This is a genomic window from Glutamicibacter sp. PAEs-4, from assembly GCF_051161755.1.
In the GTDB taxonomy this organism is placed as follows: domain Bacteria; phylum Actinomycetota; class Actinomycetes; order Actinomycetales; family Micrococcaceae; genus Glutamicibacter; species Glutamicibacter nicotianae.
In genome coordinates, this window is record NZ_CP195017.1 from 1,449,437 (window position 1) to 1,469,959 (window position 20,523).

The 20,523-nt window shown below is 62.9% G+C and carries 20 protein-coding genes; 14 read left to right on the forward strand and 6 right to left on the reverse strand.

The genetic code is table 11. The features are described from left to right. Positions 1 to 29 precede the first annotated feature (29 nt). Positions 30 to 590, forward strand: coding sequence for a MarR family winged helix-turn-helix transcriptional regulator (locus ACR9WD_RS06875; protein ID WP_434923024.1), 561 nt, complete (start codon positions 30 to 32; stop codon positions 588 to 590). Positions 591 to 611: 21 nt separating this feature from the next. On the opposite strand, the gene ACR9WD_RS06880 is transcribed toward ACR9WD_RS06875, so the two are convergent. Both ACR9WD_RS06880 and ACR9WD_RS06885 read right to left on the reverse strand, forming a co-directional pair. Continuing rightward, a complete protein-coding gene (locus tag ACR9WD_RS06880; protein WP_434923025.1) occupies positions 612 to 2,075 on the reverse strand; it encodes an SDR family oxidoreductase in 1,464 nt (487 codons plus the stop codon). Next, positions 2,072 to 2,902: a tryptophan-rich sensory protein gene (locus tag ACR9WD_RS06885; protein ID WP_434923026.1), complete on the reverse strand. Its 831-nt coding sequence runs from the start codon at positions 2,900 to 2,902 to the stop codon at positions 2,072 to 2,074. The genes ACR9WD_RS06880 and ACR9WD_RS06885 overlap by 4 nt, the downstream gene beginning before the upstream one ends. A 116-nt stretch (positions 2,903 to 3,018) precedes the next feature. On the opposite strand from ACR9WD_RS06885, the gene ACR9WD_RS06890 reads away from it, so the two are divergent. The 9 genes from ACR9WD_RS06890 to ACR9WD_RS06930 all read left to right on the forward strand — a co-directional run bounded on the left by ACR9WD_RS06890 (position 3,019) and on the right by ACR9WD_RS06930 (position 9,832). Then, a complete protein-coding gene (locus tag ACR9WD_RS06890) occupies positions 3,019 to 3,516 on the forward strand; it encodes a MarR family winged helix-turn-helix transcriptional regulator (RefSeq protein WP_434923027.1) in 498 nt (165 codons plus the stop codon). Continuing rightward, positions 3,513 to 4,646, forward strand: coding sequence for a polyprenyl synthetase family protein (locus ACR9WD_RS06895; protein ID WP_423299944.1), 1,134 nt, complete (start codon positions 3,513 to 3,515; stop codon positions 4,644 to 4,646). Before ACR9WD_RS06890 ends, ACR9WD_RS06895 begins: the two co-directional genes overlap by 4 nt. 5 nt (positions 4,647 to 4,651) lie before the next feature. Beyond that, complete coding sequence (locus ACR9WD_RS06900; RefSeq protein ID WP_434923028.1) at positions 4,652 to 5,596, forward strand: phytoene/squalene synthase family protein; 945 nt, start codon at positions 4,652 to 4,654, stop codon at positions 5,594 to 5,596. Then, on the forward strand, positions 5,593 to 7,185 hold the full coding sequence (gene crtI / locus ACR9WD_RS06905) for a phytoene desaturase family protein (protein WP_434923029.1): 1,593 nt from the start codon (positions 5,593 to 5,595) through the stop codon (positions 7,183 to 7,185). Before ACR9WD_RS06900 ends, crtI begins: the two co-directional genes overlap by 4 nt. Further along, positions 7,182 to 7,511, forward strand: a complete 330-nt coding sequence (locus tag ACR9WD_RS06910) for a lycopene cyclase domain-containing protein (protein WP_121866643.1) — start codon at positions 7,182 to 7,184, stop codon at positions 7,509 to 7,511. Before crtI ends, ACR9WD_RS06910 begins: the two co-directional genes overlap by 4 nt. Further along, positions 7,501 to 7,815, forward strand: a complete 315-nt coding sequence (locus ACR9WD_RS06915) for a lycopene cyclase domain-containing protein (protein WP_434923030.1) — start codon at positions 7,501 to 7,503, stop codon at positions 7,813 to 7,815. Before ACR9WD_RS06910 ends, ACR9WD_RS06915 begins: the two co-directional genes overlap by 11 nt. Next, on the forward strand, positions 7,812 to 8,672 hold the full coding sequence (locus ACR9WD_RS06920; RefSeq protein ID WP_434923031.1) for a prenyltransferase: 861 nt from the start codon (positions 7,812 to 7,814) through the stop codon (positions 8,670 to 8,672). The genes ACR9WD_RS06915 and ACR9WD_RS06920 overlap by 4 nt, the downstream gene beginning before the upstream one ends. A gap of 30 nt (positions 8,673 to 8,702) precedes the next feature. Beyond that, positions 8,703 to 9,227, forward strand: coding sequence for an isopentenyl-diphosphate Delta-isomerase (gene idi / locus ACR9WD_RS06925; RefSeq protein WP_434923032.1), 525 nt, complete (start codon positions 8,703 to 8,705; stop codon positions 9,225 to 9,227). An 80-nt stretch (positions 9,228 to 9,307) separates the two neighbouring features. Further along, a complete protein-coding gene (locus tag ACR9WD_RS06930; RefSeq protein ID WP_434923033.1) occupies positions 9,308 to 9,832 on the forward strand; it encodes a hypothetical protein in 525 nt (174 codons plus the stop codon). Between the two features lie 80 nt (positions 9,833 to 9,912). On the opposite strand, the gene ACR9WD_RS06935 is transcribed toward ACR9WD_RS06930, so the two are convergent. After that, positions 9,913 to 10,374 (reverse strand): hypothetical protein, encoded by a 462-nt coding sequence (locus tag ACR9WD_RS06935; RefSeq protein ID WP_434923034.1) that lies wholly within the window; start codon positions 10,372 to 10,374, stop codon positions 9,913 to 9,915. 617 nt (positions 10,375 to 10,991) lie between these two features. Between ACR9WD_RS06935 and ACR9WD_RS06940 the strand changes: the two genes are divergently transcribed. The 3 genes from ACR9WD_RS06940 to ilvC all read left to right on the forward strand — a co-directional run bounded on the left by ACR9WD_RS06940 (position 10,992) and on the right by ilvC (position 14,549). Continuing rightward, positions 10,992 to 12,875, forward strand: a complete 1,884-nt coding sequence (locus ACR9WD_RS06940) for an acetolactate synthase large subunit (protein ID WP_038991385.1) — start codon at positions 10,992 to 10,994, stop codon at positions 12,873 to 12,875. 3 nt (positions 12,876 to 12,878) lie between these two features. Next, the gene (gene ilvN / locus ACR9WD_RS06945; protein ID WP_038991387.1) at positions 12,879 to 13,397 is read left to right on the forward strand and encodes an acetolactate synthase small subunit; all 519 of its coding nucleotides are present in this window, start codon (positions 12,879 to 12,881) and stop codon (positions 13,395 to 13,397) included. Between the two features lie 120 nt (positions 13,398 to 13,517). Further along, positions 13,518 to 14,549 carry a ketol-acid reductoisomerase gene (gene ilvC, locus ACR9WD_RS06950; protein WP_038991389.1) on the forward strand — a complete coding sequence of 344 codons (1,032 nt, stop codon included), beginning with the start codon at positions 13,518 to 13,520 and terminating at the stop codon, positions 14,547 to 14,549. 139 nt (positions 14,550 to 14,688) lie between these two features. Here ilvC and ACR9WD_RS06955 read toward each other — a convergent pair whose 3' ends face one another. From ACR9WD_RS06955 to ACR9WD_RS06965, 3 genes are all read right to left on the reverse strand, one after another. Beyond that, positions 14,689 to 15,531: a class C sortase gene (locus tag ACR9WD_RS06955; protein ID WP_434923035.1), complete on the reverse strand. Its 843-nt coding sequence runs from the start codon at positions 15,529 to 15,531 to the stop codon at positions 14,689 to 14,691. Positions 15,532 to 15,724: 193 nt separating this feature from the next. Then, positions 15,725 to 17,116 carry a SpaH/EbpB family LPXTG-anchored major pilin gene (locus tag ACR9WD_RS06960; protein WP_434923036.1) on the reverse strand — a complete coding sequence of 464 codons (1,392 nt, stop codon included), beginning with the start codon at positions 17,114 to 17,116 and terminating at the stop codon, positions 15,725 to 15,727. 91 nt (positions 17,117 to 17,207) lie between these two features. Next, on the reverse strand, positions 17,208 to 19,589 hold the full coding sequence (locus ACR9WD_RS06965) for a SpaA isopeptide-forming pilin-related protein (protein WP_434923037.1): 2,382 nt from the start codon (positions 19,587 to 19,589) through the stop codon (positions 17,208 to 17,210). A gap of 280 nt (positions 19,590 to 19,869) precedes the next feature. Here ACR9WD_RS06965 and ACR9WD_RS06970 point away from each other — a divergent pair, with 280 nt between their 5' ends. Further along, on the forward strand, positions 19,870 to 20,139 hold the full coding sequence (locus tag ACR9WD_RS06970) for a hypothetical protein (protein ID WP_434923038.1): 270 nt from the start codon (positions 19,870 to 19,872) through the stop codon (positions 20,137 to 20,139). The last annotated feature ends 384 nt before the right edge of the window (positions 20,140 to 20,523 follow it).

Genomic DNA, 20,523 nt, shown 5'->3' on the forward strand with positions numbered 1-20,523 from the left:
GCGACCGAGATCCGATCAGGAGAGGCACCATGTCCGCCAAAGACCTGCCCACCATGTACGGGCTAGCTGAATCCGATCCTGGCCAGAAGCTGATCAAGCGGGCTGGCGTCGTGGATGCGGATCTGCAGCAAATCGACCGGATCATGGCTGAAATGGGCCGGATGCGCCAGATCGAGCGCAGGATCATGCGCAGCTCGCAGCAGTACATGAAACTGAACGAAACCGACATGCGCGCCATCCGCAAGATGATCTCCGCCAAGCATGCCGGGCAATCGGTCACTCCTGGCGCCCTGAGCCAGTATTTGGGAATTTCCAGTGCGTCGGTCACCAAGATGATTGACCGGTTGGAGGCCCATGGCCATGTGCGGCGCACCAAGCATCCAACCGACCGTCGCTCGCAGTGCGTGGAAGTGACCGAGGAAACCCATCTGGCCGCCCGCGAGCAGGTCGGCCGGCATCATGCCAAGCGATTCGAAGTCGCCAAATCGCTGAGCCCCGAAGAACGGGAAGTGGTGATCCGGTTCCTTGCCAGCACCTCTGATGCCATGGAAAGCAGCCTCGACGAAGCGGGCCCCGGCGAAACCGGATAGCCCCGGAGCAGCAGGAGCTGCTCAGCCCTCCTCCTGCTCTTCCGCGGCGCGCACGATGTTCTTGATGGTGGCCGGGAAAATGGCGCCATGGAACGGGAATACCGCCCACCAATAGCAGCGTCCTGCCAGGCCGCGCGGGAAGAACACCGCACGCTGGATCAGTTCCGTTCGCCCCTCGCTGTCCTTCCCGATGCGGTAATCCAGCCAGGCCCGCCCCGGGGCGCGCATCTCCGCGCGCAGGCGCAGCAGGCTGTTCTCTTCCAGGGCTTCCACCCGCCACCAATCCAGCACATCTCCCAGCGCCAAGGTGCTATGCGAGCGCCTGCCGCGCCGTGAGCCTACGCCTCCCGCCAGCTTGTCCATCAGGCCGCGCAGCTTCCACAGGGCGGGGAAGGCGAAATAGTGCGAATCCCCGCCAAGCCGTTGCAGCACACTGAACAGCTGCGCCTCGGTGGCGCTGGTGCTGATCCGGCGGATGTCCGTGTAGGCCTTGCGCCCTGCCCAGTCCGGGTCTGAAGGCAACGGTTCGGCCGGGGCAGCGATCGGCTGGGCGGTAGCCCAGCTGGTTTGCACCGCGTCAGCATCCATCTTCGCCAGCGCCAGCTGCACCGCGCGCGGATAGTCGCACAGCCCTTCGGCTGGCGGGGCAATCAGCGCATCGATCTTCCGCGAGCCCATCACGCAATCATGCTGCAGCGACTGCACCAGCGCCGATGCCAGGGTGTGCGGCAACGGCGTCACCAGATTCACCCAGTGCGAGGCCAGCCGCGGGGTCAGCAGCGGCAGCGGCCAGATGCTCGGCTCGCGCAGGCCGGCCACCCGGGCATAGATCTTCATCAGCTGGGCGTAGCTGTAGGTGCTTGGCCCGCCGATGTCATAGGTGCCCTGCACGGGTTCCGCCAGCTCGGCGCAGGCCGCAAGGTAGTGCAGGGTGTCGCGGATGGCGATGGGTTGCACCTGGTTCAGCACCCAGCGCGGTGCCGGCATCACCGGCAGCACATCGCTCAGGTGCCTGACCATTTCGAAACTGGCCGAGCCCGAGCCGATCACCAGGCCCGCCTGGAGCACCAGCGTGCTGGCGGCCTCCGACAGGATTTCTCCCACGGCCACCCGTGATGCCAGATGCTCGCTGAGTTCGCCGGCGGGATGCAGGCCCGAGAGATAGACCAGCTGGCCGACCGATTGCTCCCGCGCGGCCTGCGCCACAACCTGTGCGCAGGCTTTCTCCTGGGCCGCGAAATCTCGGGTTCCCGACATCGAGTGCACCAGGTAGTAGAGCAGGTCCACGTCCTTGCAGAGCCTGGCCACGGCGTCCCGGTCCTGCAGGTCGCCCTCGACGACTTCCACCTGGCTGCGCCAGGGTATATCGCGCAGGCGCTGAGCATCACGGGTGAACACCCTGACCTGGTGCCCATTGCTCAACAGCAGCGGCACCAGCCGTCCGCCAATATATCCGCTGGCTCCGGTTACCGCGATCAAGCTCATGGCGCCGTCACCCCGCGCTGGCGCCAGGCGATGGCCAGCGAGCCGAGAAGCAGCAATGCAGCGCAGCCCAAGCCGGCGTAGCCCACCAGCTCGGACTGGTTGCTGCCGGCCAGCCGGCTCGCGCCGATCCAGGCAAGGCCCCAGGCGATGGCCACCGCGGTGAAAATCCTGCCCGAGTAGGCGGTGATGCCCAGACCGATGCCCGCTGCCGCCACCAGCAGCACCACAGCCAATCCCGGCGTCCAGGAAGCGCCTTCGCCAACGCCCAGCGAGAGCAGCCACGCTGCGGTGTTGGCAATGCTGGCCACGCAGACCCAGCCCAGGTAGATGCCGAAGGTCAGCCACATGATCCAGTATTCGGTGCGCGATCCAGGGGTGCCGGCCATCATGATGGACAGCATCCAGGCCAAGCAGGCAACCAGCGCGAAGATCACCGCGACGCTTACTCCCAGCCAGCCAAGCTGCACGACTGTAATCCAGGCGGCGTTCAGCAGAGCCGAAAGCAGCGCGGGCATCCGCAGCCGGGCCGCCCAGGCCGAGCGGCGCCCGGCGGGCGTGAGCTGGAAAATACCGTAGACGGCCAGCCCTGCATAGATCACGCTCCAGATGGAGAACGCCGGGCCGGCCGGTGCCAGCAAAGTCGCATCGGCGCTGAGATAGCCGCCGGCTGCCTGCTGGATCGGTGTCCCGCCCAGGGCCCCGCTGCCGATGAACGAGACGGCGATGGCAAGAACCAGTGCCAGCGCCGTGGTCACCGGCAGCGTCCACGATGCCGTGGCCGTTCGGGCCGGCAGGGGGAAATCGGGGGAATTGGCTGGACTGCTCATCGTGCGCTCCTGAAAGGTGGATGGAAAGTATTTCCCGTATCGGGTCGACAAAACGAGATAGTTAAACCATGATGTATCTAGATAAGCTGAATATCAACAAGCCGAGAGAAGTGATCATGGAACGTCCAGCAGTGCTGACGACCTCGGAACTCTTCCGGGAGCTGTTGCGGCTGACGCGCTCCTACGCCCTGTGCGAGGCACGCTTGCGGCATCGGCTTGACCTGAACGATACAGACCTGCGCGCGGTGAACCTGCTGCGCTCCATGCAAACACCCAGCTCCGGGCAACTGGCCCGCGAACTCGGGGTCTCATCGGCAGGAATCACCTCGGTCCTGGATCGGCTGGAGGCCCGCGGAGTGGTGGAAAGACGGCATCACGCCTCGGACCGCCGGCGCACCTTGGTGGTCCCGGGACCCAATTTCCCTGTGTCCACCGGACCGGGACAGGTACTGCTTCGGCATCTGCACACCTTTAGTGCGCGACTCGACGAGCCGGATCGCGTCCGGCTGCGCGCCGAGCTGGAAGCTTCCCGGCGTGAACTGGACCAGCGGGAGACCGGGAGCAGTGAAGAACACCAAGCAACCACACCACAACCTGGGAGCAGGGAATCATGAGAACGCACACCACCACGCACCAGTCCCTGCCGGCCCCAACAGCGCCAGCGCACACTGCGCTATCGCAAACCGCACCGGCCGCGCGCGGGCTCATCGATGACGCCACCCGGCAGGCTATCAGCGACCGGCTGGAACTTCTGGCCATCCAGGCCCAGCGGCGCAGCGCCGCCTACTCGGAGCAGACCGCGCTGCTCTGGTCCCGCATCGGCGCACGCCTGGGAACCGGCAAGCTCATGCGGCCAGGGATGGTGATGCTCGGATACCGGGCGTTCGGCGGACGCAACGAAGCCCGCGCCATCGACCTGGGCTGCGCCTTCGAGCTGCTGCACGCGGCCCTCTTGATCCACGACGACGTGGTGGACCGCGATTTCGTGCGCCGCGGCGAGCCGACCATCTCGGCGGTCTACCGCGACCACGCACTGGCCAACGGCCGGAATCCTGCCGATGCCGAGCATGCGGGCAATTCGGTGGGCATCATCGCCGGGGACCTGCTGATCAGCGAGGCGATCAAGCTCGCCGCCCGCGCCGCGGCCGGCAGCGATGCCGAAGCCGGCGTGGAACAAGCCTTCTTCCAAGCCATCGAGCAGGCAGGAGCCGGGGAACTCGAAGACCTGCTCTACTCGCTGGGCCCGGCTCCTGCCACCACCAGCCAGGTGCTGCGCATGGAGCAGATGAAAACCGCCGCCTACTCCTTCCAGCTGCCGCTGCAGGCAGGAGCCCTGCTGGCCGGGGCGCACCCCGCGCAGGCCGAAGCCCTCGGCACGGTGGGCTGCCAGCTCGGCGTGGCCTACCAGATCATCGATGACGTGCTGGGCACCTTCGGTGATCCGGCGCGCACCGGCAAGCCGGTGGAATCTGATCTGCGCGAATTCAAGAGCACCATCCTGCTGTCCCTGGCCAGCGAGCAACCAGAATTCTCCGCACTGCTCACCGGATTCCGCGAGGGAACGGTGGATGCCGGCAGGATCCGCCAGGAACTGGCGGCGCAGGGAGCAGAGCGCTTCGCCCGCCAGCTGGCTGCGCAGCTGTGCTCGCGGGCCACCGGCTCCGCCGCCTTCCTGGACTTGCCCGAAGAAGCCCGCACGCTGCTGCTCGAATGCACCAGCCTGATCCTGGATCGAAGCAGCTGAACACCATGAAACGCGATACTTCCCTGAAGCCCGCTGCCGGCACCGCCGCCCTGGAGCACTACTCGCGCGCCGCCCAGCGCAGCGCACGGGTGGTGCTGGGCGAATACTCCACCTCGTTCTCGCTGGCCTGCAGGATGCTGGATGCCGGCAGTGCCCGGCACATTGCCAATATCTATGCGCTGGTGCGCCTGGCCGATGAGATCGTGGACGGGGTGGCCTGCCAGGCCGGCCTGGATAACCAGGCCATCGGAGGCTGCCTCGACGAGCTGGAAGCCGAAACCCTGCGCGCGATGGACCGCGGCTACAGCACCAACATGGTGGTCCATGCCTTCGCCATCTCCGCCCGGGCCACCGGCATCAACGCCGAGCTCACCGGCCCGTTCTTCGCATCCATGCGCGCGGACCTCTCCACCGGGCAGCACGACGCGCGCAGCCTAGAGGACTACATCTACGGCTCGGCCGAGGTCATCGGGCTGATGTGCCTGCAGGTCTTCCAGGCGATGCCCGGCGCACCTGAACTGGACCGGGCCGAGGAGCAGCAGGCCCGCCAGGCTGCCCGCAGCCTGGGCGCGGCCTTCCAGAAGGTCAACTTCCTGCGCGATCTGGCCGAAGACAGCCAGGACTTGGGACGCAGCTACTTTCCCGGGATCAACCCGGCCCGCTTCGACGAGCAGGCCAAGGCGCTGCTGGTGGAGCAGATCGAGCAGGACCTGGCCCAAGCCCGCGCCGGGATGCCGTATCTGGCCCCAGCAGCGGCCCGGGCGGTGCGCCTGGCCCATGACCTGTTCCGCGAACTGAATTCCCAGCTGGGCAAGGCCGACGCCGCCGACCTGCTGCGCACCCGCATCTCGGTCTCCACCCCGCGCAAGGCGCTGATCGCCGCCCGCGTGCTGCTGGGAACCAGCCGCAGCGCGCACCGCAAGCAACTCATGGAAAGAGCACGCAGATGAAGAACGAAAACCCGGACGTCGTCGTCATCGGGGCAGGCTTCTCCGGCCTGGCCAGCGCCGGGCTGCTGGCCGCGCGGGGCTGCAAGGTCACCGTCATCGAGCAGCAGCCGCATCCCGGCGGACGCTCAGGGCGCCTGGAACGCGAAGGGTTCCGCTTCGACACCGGGCCCTCCTGGTACCTGATGCCCGAGGTCTTCGAGCACTGGTTCCGGCTCATGGGCACCAGCACCAGCGAACAGCTTCAGCTGCGCGAGCTGGATCCCGGCTACCGCGTCTTCTTCCAGCACCGCGACGCACCCGTGGACGTGGGCACCGGCGCCGCGGCCAGCGCCCTGTTCGACGCCCTGGAACCGGGCAGCGCTCCAGCCCTGGCACGCTACCTGCGCACCGCGAAGGAAGGCTACGAACTGGCCCTGGAGCATTTCCTCTACGATGATTTCAGCTCGCTGACCGGGCTGCTGCACCTGAAGATCCTGCGCCGCGCCCCGCAGCTGGCCAAGCTGCTGGCCACCAGCCTGGCAGGCCATGCCGCCCGGCGTTTTGCCAGCACCGAGATCCGCCAGCTGCTCGGCTACCCGGCGGTGTTCCTGGGCTCCAGCCCGAAGCGCACCCCAGCGCTCTACCAGCTGATGAGCCACCTGGATCTGGCCGACGGGGTCAAATACCCGATGGGTGGCTTCGCCGCCGTGGCCGATGCGATGGCCGCACTGGCACAGAAGCACGGCGCATCCATCCACCTCTCGGCCACCGCAACGGCCATCGAAACCAGCCCGGGAAAGAACCCGCGGGTCACCGCGGTGCGCTGGATCGATGAGCACGGCAAGGCGCAGCGCACCGAGGCCACGCATGTCATCGGAGCCGCGGACGTGCGCCACCTGGACGGCGAGCTGCTGCCCGAAGAACTGCAGACCCATACTGCCAAGAGCTTCCAGCGCAAGGATCCCGGCCCCAGCGCGGTGCTGCTCTGCCTGGGGGTCAAAGGCCACCTGCCCCAGCTGGAACACCACAACCTGCTGTTCACCACCGACTGGGACGAGAACTTCTCGCGCATCCGCAATGGGCAGGCGCTGCAGGAAGAAACCAGCATCTATGTCTGCAAGCCCAGCGCCACCGACCCGGACGTGGCACCGGAGGGCTGCGAGAACCTGTTCATCCTGGTCCCAGCCCCGGCCGTGCCCGGATGGGGGATGGGCGCCGCCGATGGCGCAGGAGCCGAGATGGTCGAGGCGGTGGCCGACGCTGCCATCGACCAGCTGGCTTCCTGGGCCGGCATCGAGGATTTGCGGTCGCGGATCGTGGTGCGCCAGAGCATCGGCCCGGGGGACTTCGCCGCCCAGTACGGCGCCTTCAAGGGCGGTGCGCTGGGCTTGGCCCATACCCTGGGGCAAAGCGCCATGCTGCGTCCGGGCAACCGCAGCGCCACCGTGCGCGGGCTGCACTATGCCGGCAGCACCGTGCGCCCCGGAATCGGGGTGCCGATGTGCCTGATCAGCGGGGAGCTGGCAGCCAAGGCGGTGCTCGGTGTCCCCGGTGCCGGGCCGATGGCCGAAAGCGGTGCTGCAACGCTGGCGCAGGAGGCCGGAGCATGATCTATTTGGGCATCCTGTTGTTTCTGCTTGCCTGCATGGTGCTGCTGGATGCCAAGGGGAAGCTGTTTCTCTTCCGCCACCCCGTGCGCGGGATCCTGGCCCTCGCGCTGGGCACCGGTTTCTTCGTGCTCTGGGATGTGCTGGCCATCAGGCAGGGCATCTTCCTGCACAAGGAATCGCAGCTCATGACCGGGATCATGGTGGGCGAGCAGTTCCCGCTGGAAGAAGTCTTCTTCCTCATCTTCCTGTGCTACTGCGCGATGATCGCCTTCGCCGGCCTGCCGATGCTGGTCCGCGGGCTGCGAGGTGAGCGGCATGTTCCTTGAATTGAGCTTCTGCTTCCTTGCCGCGGCCATGGCCATCTTCGCCGCCGGGCTGGCCGCCAGCAAGCAGCGCCTGCGCACGGTGATCAAGCCGCTGTGCGCCGCATTGGCCGTGATGCTGGTGCTCACCGCGATTTTCGACAACCTGATGATCTACGCCGGGCTGTTCGGCTACGGCAGCGGCACGCTGTCCGGGGTGCATATCGGCCTGGCCCCGATCGAGGACTTCTTCTATGCCGCCTGCGCGGTCTTCCTTCTCCCCGGACTGTGGTGGCTGCTCGGCGAAGGCAGAAAGGATGCTTCATGATCCGCGGAATCGTTGCCAGCTCGCGGCCCATTTCCTGGGTGAATACCGCCTACCCGTTCGCCGCCGCCTATCTGCTGGCCGGCGGGGGAGTTGATTGGCGCTTGGCCGTGGGCACGGTGTTCTTCCTGTTTCCCTACAATCTGCTGATGTACGGCATCAACGATGTCTTCGACTACGAATCGGATCTGCGCAATCCACGCAAGGGCGGAATCGAGGGCGCGCTGCTGTCCCGGCAGAGCCACAAGGCGCTGCTCGTCGCCTGCGTTGCGTGCGCCGTTCCGTTCCTCGTGGTGCTCGCAGCGGCGGGAAGCCTGGTGGCCAACCTCGTGCTGGCCGTGTCCATCTTCGCTGTGCTTGCCTATTCGGCACCGCGGCTGCGCTTCAAGGAACGGCCCGGGTTGGACTCGCTGACCAGCGCGGTGCATTTCGTTTCGCCGGCGGTCTACGGCTGGGTGCTCGCTGGTGCCAGTGTGCAGCCCGGGCAGTGGCTGGTCTTTGGCGCATTCCTGCTGTGGGGGATGGCCAGCCATGCCCTCGGCGCAATCCAGGACATCATTCCCGATCGCCAGGGCGGCCTGTCTTCGATTGCCACCGCCTTGTCCGCCCGCACCACCATCTGGCTGGTCCTTGCCGGCTATGTGCTGGCCGGAGTGCTGGTGGTCGCCGGGGTGCAGGGGATCGGCCGCTGGGAGTCGCTGCTGGCCCTGCCCTATGTGCTCAACGTCCTACCGCATCTTGGGGTCAGCGACGCGAGCTCGGGTACGGTTAATCGAGGATGGAAGAGATTCTTGTGGATCAACTACCTGTGCGGTTTCCTGCTGACCATGCTCCTGATCTTTTCGGCACTTTTCACCTAACTAGACCCGGATGGGGAATCAAGGATTTCAATGGATGTCATTTTGCTTTCGGAGGATGGCCAGCCAATCGGCGTGCGACCGAAAGAACTGGTCCACACCACGGATACCGTGCTGCACCAGGCATTCTCGTGCCATGTGCGCAATGCCGCCGGCCAGGTGCTAGTGACCCGCCGCGCACTGTCCAAGGTGACCTGGCCAGGGGTATGGACCAATTCCTTCTGCGGGCATCCACAGCCCGGTGAAAGCTTCCAGGAAGCGATTGCCCGCCATGCGGCCCATGAGCTCGGCTTCAAGGTCAGCGGCATCGAATCGGCGCTGCCGGTTTTCCGCTATCGCGCCGTGGATGCCTCGGGCATTGTGGAGAATGAAATCTGCCCGGTCTTCACTGCCGTGATTGACAGCGAGATCACCGCGAACCCGGATGAAGTCATGGACTACTGCTGGGTGGATCCGGTGCAGCTGGGCGCAGCACTGCGCGCAACCCCGTGGGCCTTCAGCCCGTGGCTGGTGATGCAGGCCGAGCAGCTTTCCCTGTACCAGGCCGCGCAAGGCTGACCCCGAGCGCGGCGCCGGCATGAACGCCGGTTCGGTAATGGCCTGTAGAGATGTCCTGGCCATGGGCTAGGCTCAATTGCATGGTGCTTCAAGTAATTGCTGCCGGTATCAAGCGGCGCTCAAAGGCCAGGCATGCCTTGGGCAAAACTTGCGTCGTAGCTGCCGGACTGGTGCTGGCAACGTGCCTGGCCGGCTGCACGCCGCTGCAGTTCGAAGCATCCGACCGCATCCCGGGTGCAAACGCGACGATCGCGGCGCTGCCGAAGTATGCCGATAACCTGGAGGAAGTCGAAGGACGGCAGGAATGGGCTGATCAGAAAATCTTCCAGTACCTCAACGGCCAGGGCGCTGCGGGATTCCATTCATTCGCCAAGGATTCCATCCAATACGCCACCGTCGGCTGGCTTTCTCCGGTCCAGGGCGTGCTCGCTATCGTCGTGGAGGGCAGTGACTGGATCGCCGATGGCAGTGCCGTCCGCTATGCCGAACTGGTCATCACATCCGTCGGCTACGAATCCAGCGAATTGGACCGGGTCGAGATTATCACCGTAGAAGGTGAGTTGCTCGCTTCCGACTACCGCGGGAATCACCCCGGGGCGCTGTGAACGAAAGGCCACCTCGCCGCAGGGCTCGCGATGGAGCTGGCAGGCGAGATGGCCTTCTCGTTTTGGGATGCTGTTGCTGCTTATACGAAGTTCTCGGTGCCTTCGATGGTGTTCATGAAGTGATCCATGAAATCGGCAAAGTCTTCGGCATCCGATTTCTGGTCGAGCGTGGCACCAATGCTGACCGCATCATCCACATGCAAGTCGATGCTCGGTGCTTCAGGAACGATGAAGCGGAACACCCGGCCGGTAGAGATCGCAATCTCGTAGCCGCCATCGCTCAGCTCGGCCAGCTGGTTCACGTTCGTGTTGTTGATGTTGATGGCATCTTCGGAGGCTTCCAAGCTGCTTGCATTGATTGGCGCAATAATCAGCTCCGCCGGCTGGCGTCGATATCCGATGACCTTGAGCCCCCCGGAGCCGGCGATGCCGGTGCCCGCCACGAGATTGTAGCTGGCGAAATTGGGGATCTGCGAGTCAAAAGCCTCGTGGAGGCGGTCTTTGACCTGCTGGGTCGGATTTTCGTCTGGGCGCTTGTCCATACCCCTTACTCTACCGATAAGTTTGGACAATTTGATCAGACGCAACACTTATCGAAATATGTCATCGACACGTCATGGGTTATCTGATTGGTCATATTGACTTCTAGAATGGGATTAATGAGCCAAGATGCTAATTGAGTCTAGACGCCATGCGCACGTGTGGCCACTGGCCCGATTCATGCCCTTCTTGGCTTAAAGCTGCAAGCGAAACCATCTGCAGGGCAGGCGGTTTCCTTGGGGCAAGGGCTGCGAGCTGGATTATTCGCATCCCTGGCAGTTGGTGCTTGTCTCCAGCTAAACCCGCTTCGACAGGCGCTTTCAGTGCCCGGCAAGCGAAATGGCCAAAGCCTGAACGTGGGGACGCGTCCAATCTTTGGACATTCATCTCATATAATGAGATAAACAGGGTGTCTAGTTGCTCTTTGCCGTGAGGTGGAGAAAACTAGAGGCATGCAAATAAACACCGATGTACTACTAGTTATCAGGCGCGGAGCCTGAGGCGCTGTCCAACACCACGGACGGTACACCGGTAACGCGCAAGCCCCCTTTCGTCATCAGTGACGGCCGCGGGGCGTTTTTTATGCGTAAACGAAGAGATAGAAATGGAAAGGATCCCGATGAGCAACTCAACACCCGCCAATCCGGCGTCGGTTGCGAAGTCAATCAATCGAACCAAGGATGCCGCCGCCGCTGTCTCTTCCGTCGTGGAAGCTTCGAACCCGGTCCAGGGTCCGAATAATATCGTTGCTCCCACACAGATGACGGGCTCACAAGCCATCGTCCGCTCGCTGGAAGAAATGGGCGTCAAAGACGTCTTCGGATTACCAGGTGGGGCCATCCTTCCCACTTATGATCCACTGATGGATTCGACCAAGATTAACCACGTCTTGGTCCGCCACGAACAGGGTGCAGGCCATGCCGCACAGGGTTACGCCATGGTGAGCGGGGAAGTGGGCGTCTGCATCGCCACTTCCGGTCCAGGCGCAACCAACCTCGTCACCGCACTGGCCGATGCCAATATGGACTCGGTCCCAATGGTGGCCATCACCGGTCAGGTCAATAGCGCTTTCATTGGCTCTGACGCATTCCAGGAAGCAGACATTGTCGGCATCACGATGCCGATCACCAAGCACGCTTTCCTGGTCACCAACGCAGAGGACATTCCTCGCACGCTGGCCAGCGCGTTCTACCTGGCGCAGACCGGCCGTCCCGGTCCGGTGCTGGTGGATATCACCAAGGATGCGCAGACATCCGAGATGACCTTCTCCTGGCCGCCCAAGGTGGACCTGCCCGGCTACCGCGTGGTCACCCGTGGCCACAACAAGCAGCTGCGCGAAGCCGCCAAGCTCATCGCTTCGGCAACCCGCCCGGTGCTGTACGTTGGTGGCGGCGTGATCAAGGCCAATGCGCACGAGCAGCTGAAGGAATTCGCGGAATTCATCAACGCACCGGTGGTCACCACCCTGACCGCCCGCGGCGCATTCCCGGACTCGCATGAACAGCATGTGGGCATGCCGGGCATGCACGGCGCCGTGTCCGCGGTGACCGCGCTGCAGCAGGCGGATCTGTTGATCACCCTCGGGGCCCGCTTCGATGACCGCGTCACCGGCGTGCTCTCCACCTTCGCGCCGAACGCGAAGGTGATCCACGCCGATATCGATCCCGCGGAAATCTCCAAGAACCGCGTGGCCGATGTGCCGATCGTGGGTTCGCTGGATGAGATCATCCCGCAGCTGCACGAAGCATGCGCCGCACGCTTCGAGAACGAAGCCCAGCAGGATCTGACCGGCTGGTGGGGACTGCTCAACCGCCTGCGCGAAACCTACCCGATCGGCTACACCGAAACCCATGATGGCCTCTCGGCTCCGCAGAATGTCATCCAGCGGATCGGCGAGCTGACCGGTCCTGAGGGCGTGTACGTGGCAGGCGTGGGCCAGCACCAGATGTGGGCTGCGCAGTTCGTGAAGTACGAGCGTCCGCGCTCGTGGCTGAACTCCGCAGGGCTGGGCACCATGGGCTACTCGGTGCCTGCCGCGATGGGCGCCAAGGTGGCGCAGCCGGACCGCGTGGTCTGGGCCATTGACGGCGACGGCTGCTTCCAGATGACCAACCAGGAACTGGCCACCTGCGTGATCAACCAGATCCCGATCAAGGTTGCGGTGATCAACAACTCGTCGCTGGGCATGGTTCGCCAGTGGCAGACCCTGTTCTACGATGGCCGCTACTCCAACACCGATTTGAACACCGGACATGGAACCGCCCGGATTCCCGATTTCGTGAAGCTGGCAGACGCCTACGGCTGCGTTGGCCTGCGCTGCGAACGCGACGAGGACATCGATGCGACCATCCAGAAGGCATTGGAAATCAATGACCGCCCGGTAGTCATCGACTTCGTGGTCTCAGCCGATTCCATGGTGTGGCCAATGGTCCCATCGGGAGTCAGCAACGACCAGATCCAGATTGCCCGCGGCATGACCCCTGAATGGGAAGAGGAGGACTAGAACATGGCAAAGCATACGCTTTCGGTACTGGTTGAAGACGTTCCCGGCGTGCTGACCCGCGTCGCCAGCCTCTTCGCCCGCCGTGCCTTCAACATCCACTCGCTGGCTGTGGGCCCGACGGAAATTGCCGGCATCAGCCGCATGACCGTGGTGGTCGACGCCGAGGGGGATTCCCTGGAGCAGGTCACCAAGCAGTTGAACAAGCTGGTCAACGTCATCAAGATCGTGGAACTGCTGCCCGAAACCTCGGTGCAGCGCGACCACATCATGATCAAGGTGCGCGCCGATGCAACGACCCGCCTGCAGGTCACCCAGGCCGCGGAACTGTTCCGTGCTTCGGTGATCGACGTATCCACCGACTCGCTGGTCGTGGAGGCCACCGGCAACGCCGCGAAGATCGATGCGCTGCTGGCAGTGCTTGAGCCCTTCGGCATCCGCGAGATCGTCCAGGCAGGAACCCTGGCCGTAGGCCGCGGATCCAAGTCAATGAGCGACCGCGCTTTGAAGACGATTTCCGCCTAGGCGCAACGACTTCAAGAGACACGAACTACAAAATTTAGATACTTGGCACCTAGCTTGGAAGTAAGCAACAGTGCCTCAGCAAAGACTTCTTCACCAGAAGCACATATAAGGAGAATTACAGTGGCTGATCTGTATTACGAAGACGACGCAGACCTCTCGATCATCCAGGGCAAGAAGGTAGCCATCATTGGCTACGGCTCCCAGGGCCACGCCCACGCACTGAGCCTGCGCGACTCGGGTGTCGAAATCACCGTGGGCCTGGCCGAGGGCTCGAAGTCCCGCGCCAAGGCTGAGGCCGAAGGCCTGAAGGTCGCCACCGTTGCCGAGGCAGCAGCCTGGGCAGATGTCATCATGATCCTGACCCCGGACCAGGTCCAGGCCCAGGTCTACACCGAGTCGATCGCCGAGCACCTCGAAGAGGGCAACGCCCTGTTCTTCGGCCACGGCTTCAACATCCGCTTCGGCTTCATCCAGCCACCAGCCAACGTTGACGTTGCCCTGGTTGCCCCTAAGGCGCCAGGCCACACCGTGCGCCGCGAATTCGAAGCCGGCCGCGGCATCCCTGACCTGATCGCCGTGGAGCAGAACTTCACCGGCGGCGCCAAGGAACTGGCACTGTCCTACGCAGCAGGCATCGGCGGCACCCGCGCCGGCGTCATCGAGACCACCTTCACCGAAGAGACCGAAACCGACCTGTTCGGCGAGCAGGCTGTGCTCTGCGGCGGCACCTCCCAGCTGGTGCAGTACGGCTTCGAGGTCCTGACCGAGGCTGGCTACAAGCCGGAGATCGCCTACTTCGAGGTGCTCCACGAGCTGAAGTTGATCGTCGACCTGATGTGGGAAGGCGGCATCGCCAAGCAGCGCTGGTCGATCTCCGACACCGCTGAGTATGGCGACTACGTCTCCGGCCCACGCGTGATCACCCCAGAGGTGAAGGAAAACATGAAGGCTGTCCTGGCTGACATCCAGTCCGGCGCTTTCGCAAACCGCTTCATGGAAGACCAGAAGGCCGGCGCTCCTGAGTTCAAGGAACTGCGTGCCAAGGGCGAAGCACACCCAATCGAGACCACCGGCCGCGAACTGCGCTCGCTGTTCTCCTGGATCTCGGATGCATCCTCGGATGACTACGTTGACGGTTCCGTAGCCCGCTAATTGCAGGCACAGCCTGGCCTGGTCGCCCTGCGACTGGGAACAGAATAGGCAACGGCGGCCGCTTCCTTCGGGAAGGGGCCGCCGTTGCCTATTGTTTTGGATTTGCGAGCCATATTGGCCAGGGATGCGAACGCCTCACCTACGAGTTGAGGGGACCAGCTTCCTCGGCTGGCTTCACCCGGCCAGCCATGTAAACCCACAGGGCCGAGAAGACCAGAGCGGCACCGGCAAAGACTGCCCACCAGGGGAAGCCCGGAATGTCCGGGGTCTTGCCGCTGGCCTCGATATCCGCGATGGGGGTCGGCAGGATACGCTCCGCTGTCACCAGCATGCGATGTGAATTAATTCCCAGCGGAGTGCAGGTCACGAGGGTAGCCAAGTCCTGGCCGAAACGCGGGATGAGAGCCTTGGATTCGTCAGGAAGCACCGTCTGGGTTTCGAAAACCTTGTAGGTCAACACCTCGCCGAAGACTTCGATGGTGAAGGTGTCTCCAATTTCCAGGTTGGGCAAATCATTGAACAGGGTCGCTTCGGGCAGTCCCCGGTGCGCGGTCAGCACCGTATGCCGAGAGACGCCGCCCACCGGCAAGGCGGTGCCTTCCAGGTGGCCTACACCGCGTTCGAGCGTCGCCGCATCGGTGCCGTGATAGATCGGCAGATCAACGTTGATGGCTGGGATGCGCAGTCGTCCCATCAGTCCATCGCTGCTGACGTTCAGCAGATCGTCGTACCGCAGTCCTGACGCCGTGCGGCCGTCACTGGTTGGCACGTTGCTGCTGGGGGAGAGCAACGCCCCGCCCACGAGCTTCTCGTTGTACTCCTGCGCCCTTGCCACTTCCTTGTGCAGAAGCTCAGGCTCCTCGGCAGAAATGTCGGAGTTGATGACTCCAATGGTCTGGGATTGATTGTATTGCGCAAACCAGCTGGCCGTAGTCGGGTACAGCAGGGTCAGGCTACCAAGGAGAAAGACGAGAGCTATCACCAAAGTTGCCTTCGGAAGCTTCCATCTTTGCGGCTTCCCGGAAGCTAGGGAATGAGCCGAGTGCATGGTGGTCATTTGCCGTCCTGGTTTCTAGACCGTTGAAGTTGGCGAATAGTGGTTCTGAAACGGCTAAGTGGTGGGAGGCATGGTGCCTCCCACCACTTAGTGAGTTGCGGGATCGCCGCTGAGGGAACTAGTTCCCTTGGCGTGCCCGGCGGCGCTGCAGCAGGGCGCCGCCAGCGGCCACACCCATCAGGCCGACACCGGCAATCGAGAACAGCATGGTTCCCTGTGCACCGGTCATGGGCAGGTTAGGACCCACTGGCTTGTGGTTGGTGACCTCGTTGGTGGTGACTTCGCCACCATTGACGATCAGCTCCCCGGACCATGGGTTGGCTGGCAGCACGTAGCCGGCCGGTGCCTTGGTTTCCAGAACCCAGTAGTTCTCAGTGGCGTCGCCCTCGATGCCAAGGTGCAGCTGCCAGATGATCTCGCCGTTGGCGTTGGATACGCCCGTGGCCAGCGGTTCGCCAGTTGGCTGGCCATCAACTGGAGCCTCTGCGTACAGCTCGAACTCGGCGCCCGGCAGGATCTTCTGGTCTTCGTCCATCTTGATCAGCTTCAGCGTACCCAGGTTGGTGGTGGCCGGGTCGTTGTCGCTGGTGCCGTTGATGGTCACGGTGGCATCGTTGGTGATCTTGCCATCCTCTGCAATGGCGGTGACCTTGGTTTTCAGCACTGCGGTCACGGTGGTGGCCCCGGCGTCATCCAGCTCCAGCAAGCCGGCCGCGGTGAGGGTGATCTCCGTCTTGTCATCCGAGATGGTGTAGTCGCCAGCCACAAGTGGCGTGCCACCGATCGAGACGGACTCCCAGGCAATGAATTCAAGCCCAGTTGGCAGGACATCGGTCAGCTTGAAGGACTTGTACGGCAGTGGGGAAGCCGGAACAGCAGTTTCCAGCGTCCAGGTGACGGTATCGCCCATGAGCTTTGCCGCATCATCCACGGTCTTCACGATGTCGATCTCGTTCAGTGTGTTCTTCGGGTAGACATGCACGTCATAGTTCCACTGGCCGTTATCCTGCGGGTTCGGCACGGACACATAGAACGGTGCGCTCTTGTCCTTGATCAGGTTGTTGCCCGAATCAGTCTCGGTCACCAGGTACAGGCCGAGCTTCAGGCCCGACAGGGTGGCGACACCGTTGACATCGGTGGTCACTGCCTGGCTAGTGCCCAGCGAGTAATCCCCGGTCAGCGGGAGGGTTGGGATTGTTCCCAGCGCCTCTGCGAGCTCCCAGCCTTCGGCGGTGCTCAGATCCAGCTCGACCCCGTCATGCAAGACCGGCTGGATGGTGAAGGTGACACCCTCCAGGGTCGGCTGAGGATCCTCCGGCAGCGCGGTGCCGTCGCCGGCCTCGCCTGGGGCAGCAGCGGACTTGTGGATGGTGATCGACCCCAGCTTGCTGCCGTCGATGTTTCCGGTTTCAGCGGCGTTTGCGGCGGTGGCCCCCAAGAATCCAACGCCTGCCAGCGCCAATGCGCTGGCTCCGGCAAGAAGCTTGCCGATTTTCTGTTCGGTGAACACGTTCTCTCCCTAGTGAAGTGTTTGCGAATGGTGCGCTGCCGGCCCCCCAAAATGAATCCGGCAGCGCGTGGTGATGTGTTGGTTCGAGGACCTAGCGAATCGTGCGATTACGCCGGGTAGTCCAGAACCGGGTCCCTAGCGCGCCAAGCCCCAGCGTGAGGAGCGTGCCGCCTAGAAGATATACGTGGTCCCGTCCGATGCCGCCGGTCAGCGGCAGGGCCGGTCCCTCCTGTTGCTCGTTGACGACTGCTGCAAGTTCAACCTGCAGTTCATCACCGGCCACAGTGAAATCGATGCTTGGATTTTCTCCGAGCTTGTAGCCCGGAGGTGCCAAGGTTTCGGTCAAGGTGTAGTTGCCCCACTTAAGGTCTTCCAGCATGAAGTGGCCAGCTCGTGGATCCAGATCCGGCCCGGCGCATCCCTCCTCGGTGCAGTCGGTGATGGCTACGGCTGTGCCGGCATCAGGTCCGGTCAGTTCCCATTCGGATCCTGCCAGGAACCGGGACTGCGCATCGGTCTTGGTCCAGGTGACTGCGCCCGGATTCGCGGTGTTCACGATGGTGCAGGTTGCTTCCTGGCCGAGTTCCAATTTGAGCTTGCCGTCCGCGTAGCTGCCGGTGCCCTCGCAAGTCCATGCGCCGGCCGCATAGCCTGCCGGACCGTTCTCCGACAAGGTGTAGTTTCCGACGGGCACCTCGGCCTTTGTCACCGCAGCATCGCCGGTCTTGCCGGTTGACACGGACTCGTGGTCGATGCCCGTTGCAGTCAGGGTCCAGTCGTCGCGAGTGCTGGTGCCTGCAAACTCCTCGTTGTCGACCTTCTTGATGAGGGTCAGCTGCTGGACGCAGTCAACCGTGTTGACGACCTTGACGACGTTTGGATCAGGATCACCGGTCATGGCATGGGCAGCTGTCTGGCCCTCGACGCCGTCAATGGTGGTGCCGGTCAGCGTGCACAATGCCGGCAGGTCATCGACAGTTTCAGCGATCGCGACCTCATCACCGATCACGTAGCCGGTGATGGTGTCGCCGAATGCGGCCTCCTCGCCGTCCACGGTGAGCTTGGCGGTACCAACAGGCTGCTCGCCGTCCGGGTATTCAACCTCGTTGACAATCCACGTCTTGGTGACAGTCAATGCCACCTCGGCGGTATTCGTCAGCGTGCAGGTGACCTTGTCGCCAGCTGCAATGCTTACCGTCTTCTCGTCCAGCGACACCGGGTGGTTCTCGCCGCAGCTGATGCTGGTCAGGCGGTAGCCCTCGATACCCGAAGTCTCACCCAAAATGTAGGTGCCTGGCTTGACGCCCGCATCGGTGACAGCAGTCGAGCCGGTGGCACCGCTGAGCGGGGTAGGGCCCGTCGCGGTGAGCGTCCAGCTGTCCGCGGAGGCATCGCCAACGACCTTCTTGATCAGGGTCAGTTCAGTACAGGTCACCTTGTTGGTGATGGTGAAGCTATTGTGTCCGGCGCCCAGAGTGTGCGATCCGATATCTCCGGAAGCGACGTTGGTGCAGCCTGCGGGCAAGGCGCCGACGGTTTCATCGATGGTGACAGTCTGTCCCTGCTCGTAGCTGGAGCCGTTGCTCCGGGTGGCATAGCTGGTGCCGAAGACCGCATCGTCTCGGCCACCGAGCTTCAGTGCGGCGGTGAATCCGGCTGGCTGCTGCCCGTGGCTGTAGCTCTGGCCGTCAATCTCCCAGATCTTATCGACCTGGACGCTTGAGCAGGTGCTCGGAATGCTCAAGGCAATCGGCTTCACCCAGTCTTTCAGGGAAGAGGTATCACCCGAAGCGCTGGAGCGGACATTGAGAGTTCCGTAGTTGCCGCTGCAATCCGCATTGCCGAACAGGGCCGTCAGGTTGAGGCTCATCTCGGCGAAGGCACCCTTGACCAGATTTCCGGTACGGTCGAAGTTTCCGATGGCCTTGTCATTCGCGATGCCGGTGAAGCCGGCGGTGCTCGGCAGCTGGTTCCATGAACCGGTGGTGGCACCGGTTGAGTTCCATTCATCGGCCCGAGTCAGGGTCAAGGTGTTGTTTCCACCCTGTTCGATGAGCAGGCGCAAATCGCCGGTGCTTCGATCCGGTGAAGGGGAATTCGGCAAAGGGTTCGGTTTGGCGTTCAACTCAACTACGAATTGCGTACTGCCGTTTGCGGTGGCACGCTCAAATCCGAAGAAGGCGTAAACGTTTCCGTCGAAAGAACGCTGCGTGGCGTAGATGTTGGTGATGTCGGATTTGTCACCGGCGGTGTTGACACCGGTAATCTTGTCGCCGGTCCAAGGCCAGTTGGTTTCGGAAGCGCCCTCTGTGAACTGCGTGCTGTCGTTGCTGCCGTCATTTGCGACAGGACCATTCAGTATCGTGGTCCAATCCTCTGCGCCATTGGAGCAGAGGTTGCCATCGATTTCGACGCCAGCAATGACTGCGTTGAGGAACTGCGTGTCCGTGCAGGTCGAAGTGATTGCATTCATGACTTTGTTCTGCTCTTGAAGCTTCATCTCGGGGCTCGCTGAAGCGGATTCTTTCGGCTTGGCACTGGCGCTCGGCGAAGAATCAGTGTTCTTTGGAGCCTTCGTGGCTTCTGGAATCAAAATTGGTGAGGGAGCAAGCGTGGGGGCTGGATCAGGCGAAGCGGACTGGCTCGGCGCGCTGGAGGGCTTTGGGTTCGGTGAGCTCGTCGGTTCCGGGCTCGCGGTACTTTGAGCGGTTGGAGCTGCTGTCGTTTCAGATGGCGATGGAAGCTCCGGTTCGTTGGTCTTCAGAACTTCCTCAGCACTGGCGGTTGCCGATGCGCTGGCTGAGCTTTCGCCGGCCGGGCCGCTCGTGCGTGAAATCTCGGTGCTCGAGTCCTGGGCCGGTTCGACGGTAGCGGCTCGTTCCGTATCAGCCTGGGCTGCGGTGGCCGCGGTAAGCGTCTGCGGTACCGCAGGCAAGGCAACTGACGCTGATAGCGCCAAGGCCAAGGAGGCACCGGAAATCGTCTTGAACGAAGATGTTCGCCAGAAAAACGGCGTGGATTGATGGCGGCGGTTCAATTTCCGACGCGCAACTCTGTCCCCAACAGGATTGCCAAACAAAAGAATTCCCCAATATCCGAGGACACTGGGGGTGCTAGACCTGGAGAACGCAGATTGGTGCGTAGAATTTGGCGCTCGTTTCCCAAAACGGGTGCCAAAATTTCAGCCACTTGATCCCCACGATCAACTGGCTTTCCCCAAGTTTTGCCGGAACCCCAACATCCGAGCGAGTGATATGGCGACAGCGTATCGGATGATTTTCCTTTTCGTCAACATCGAAGATTAATAAAACGATGCAGGCGCTAAATTTATTGGCTGGAAAAGCCGAGAAAGCGCGAGTTTTCTTGAAAAACGGATATTGTGAGGTCTTAGAAAATCTCAGAAGTAA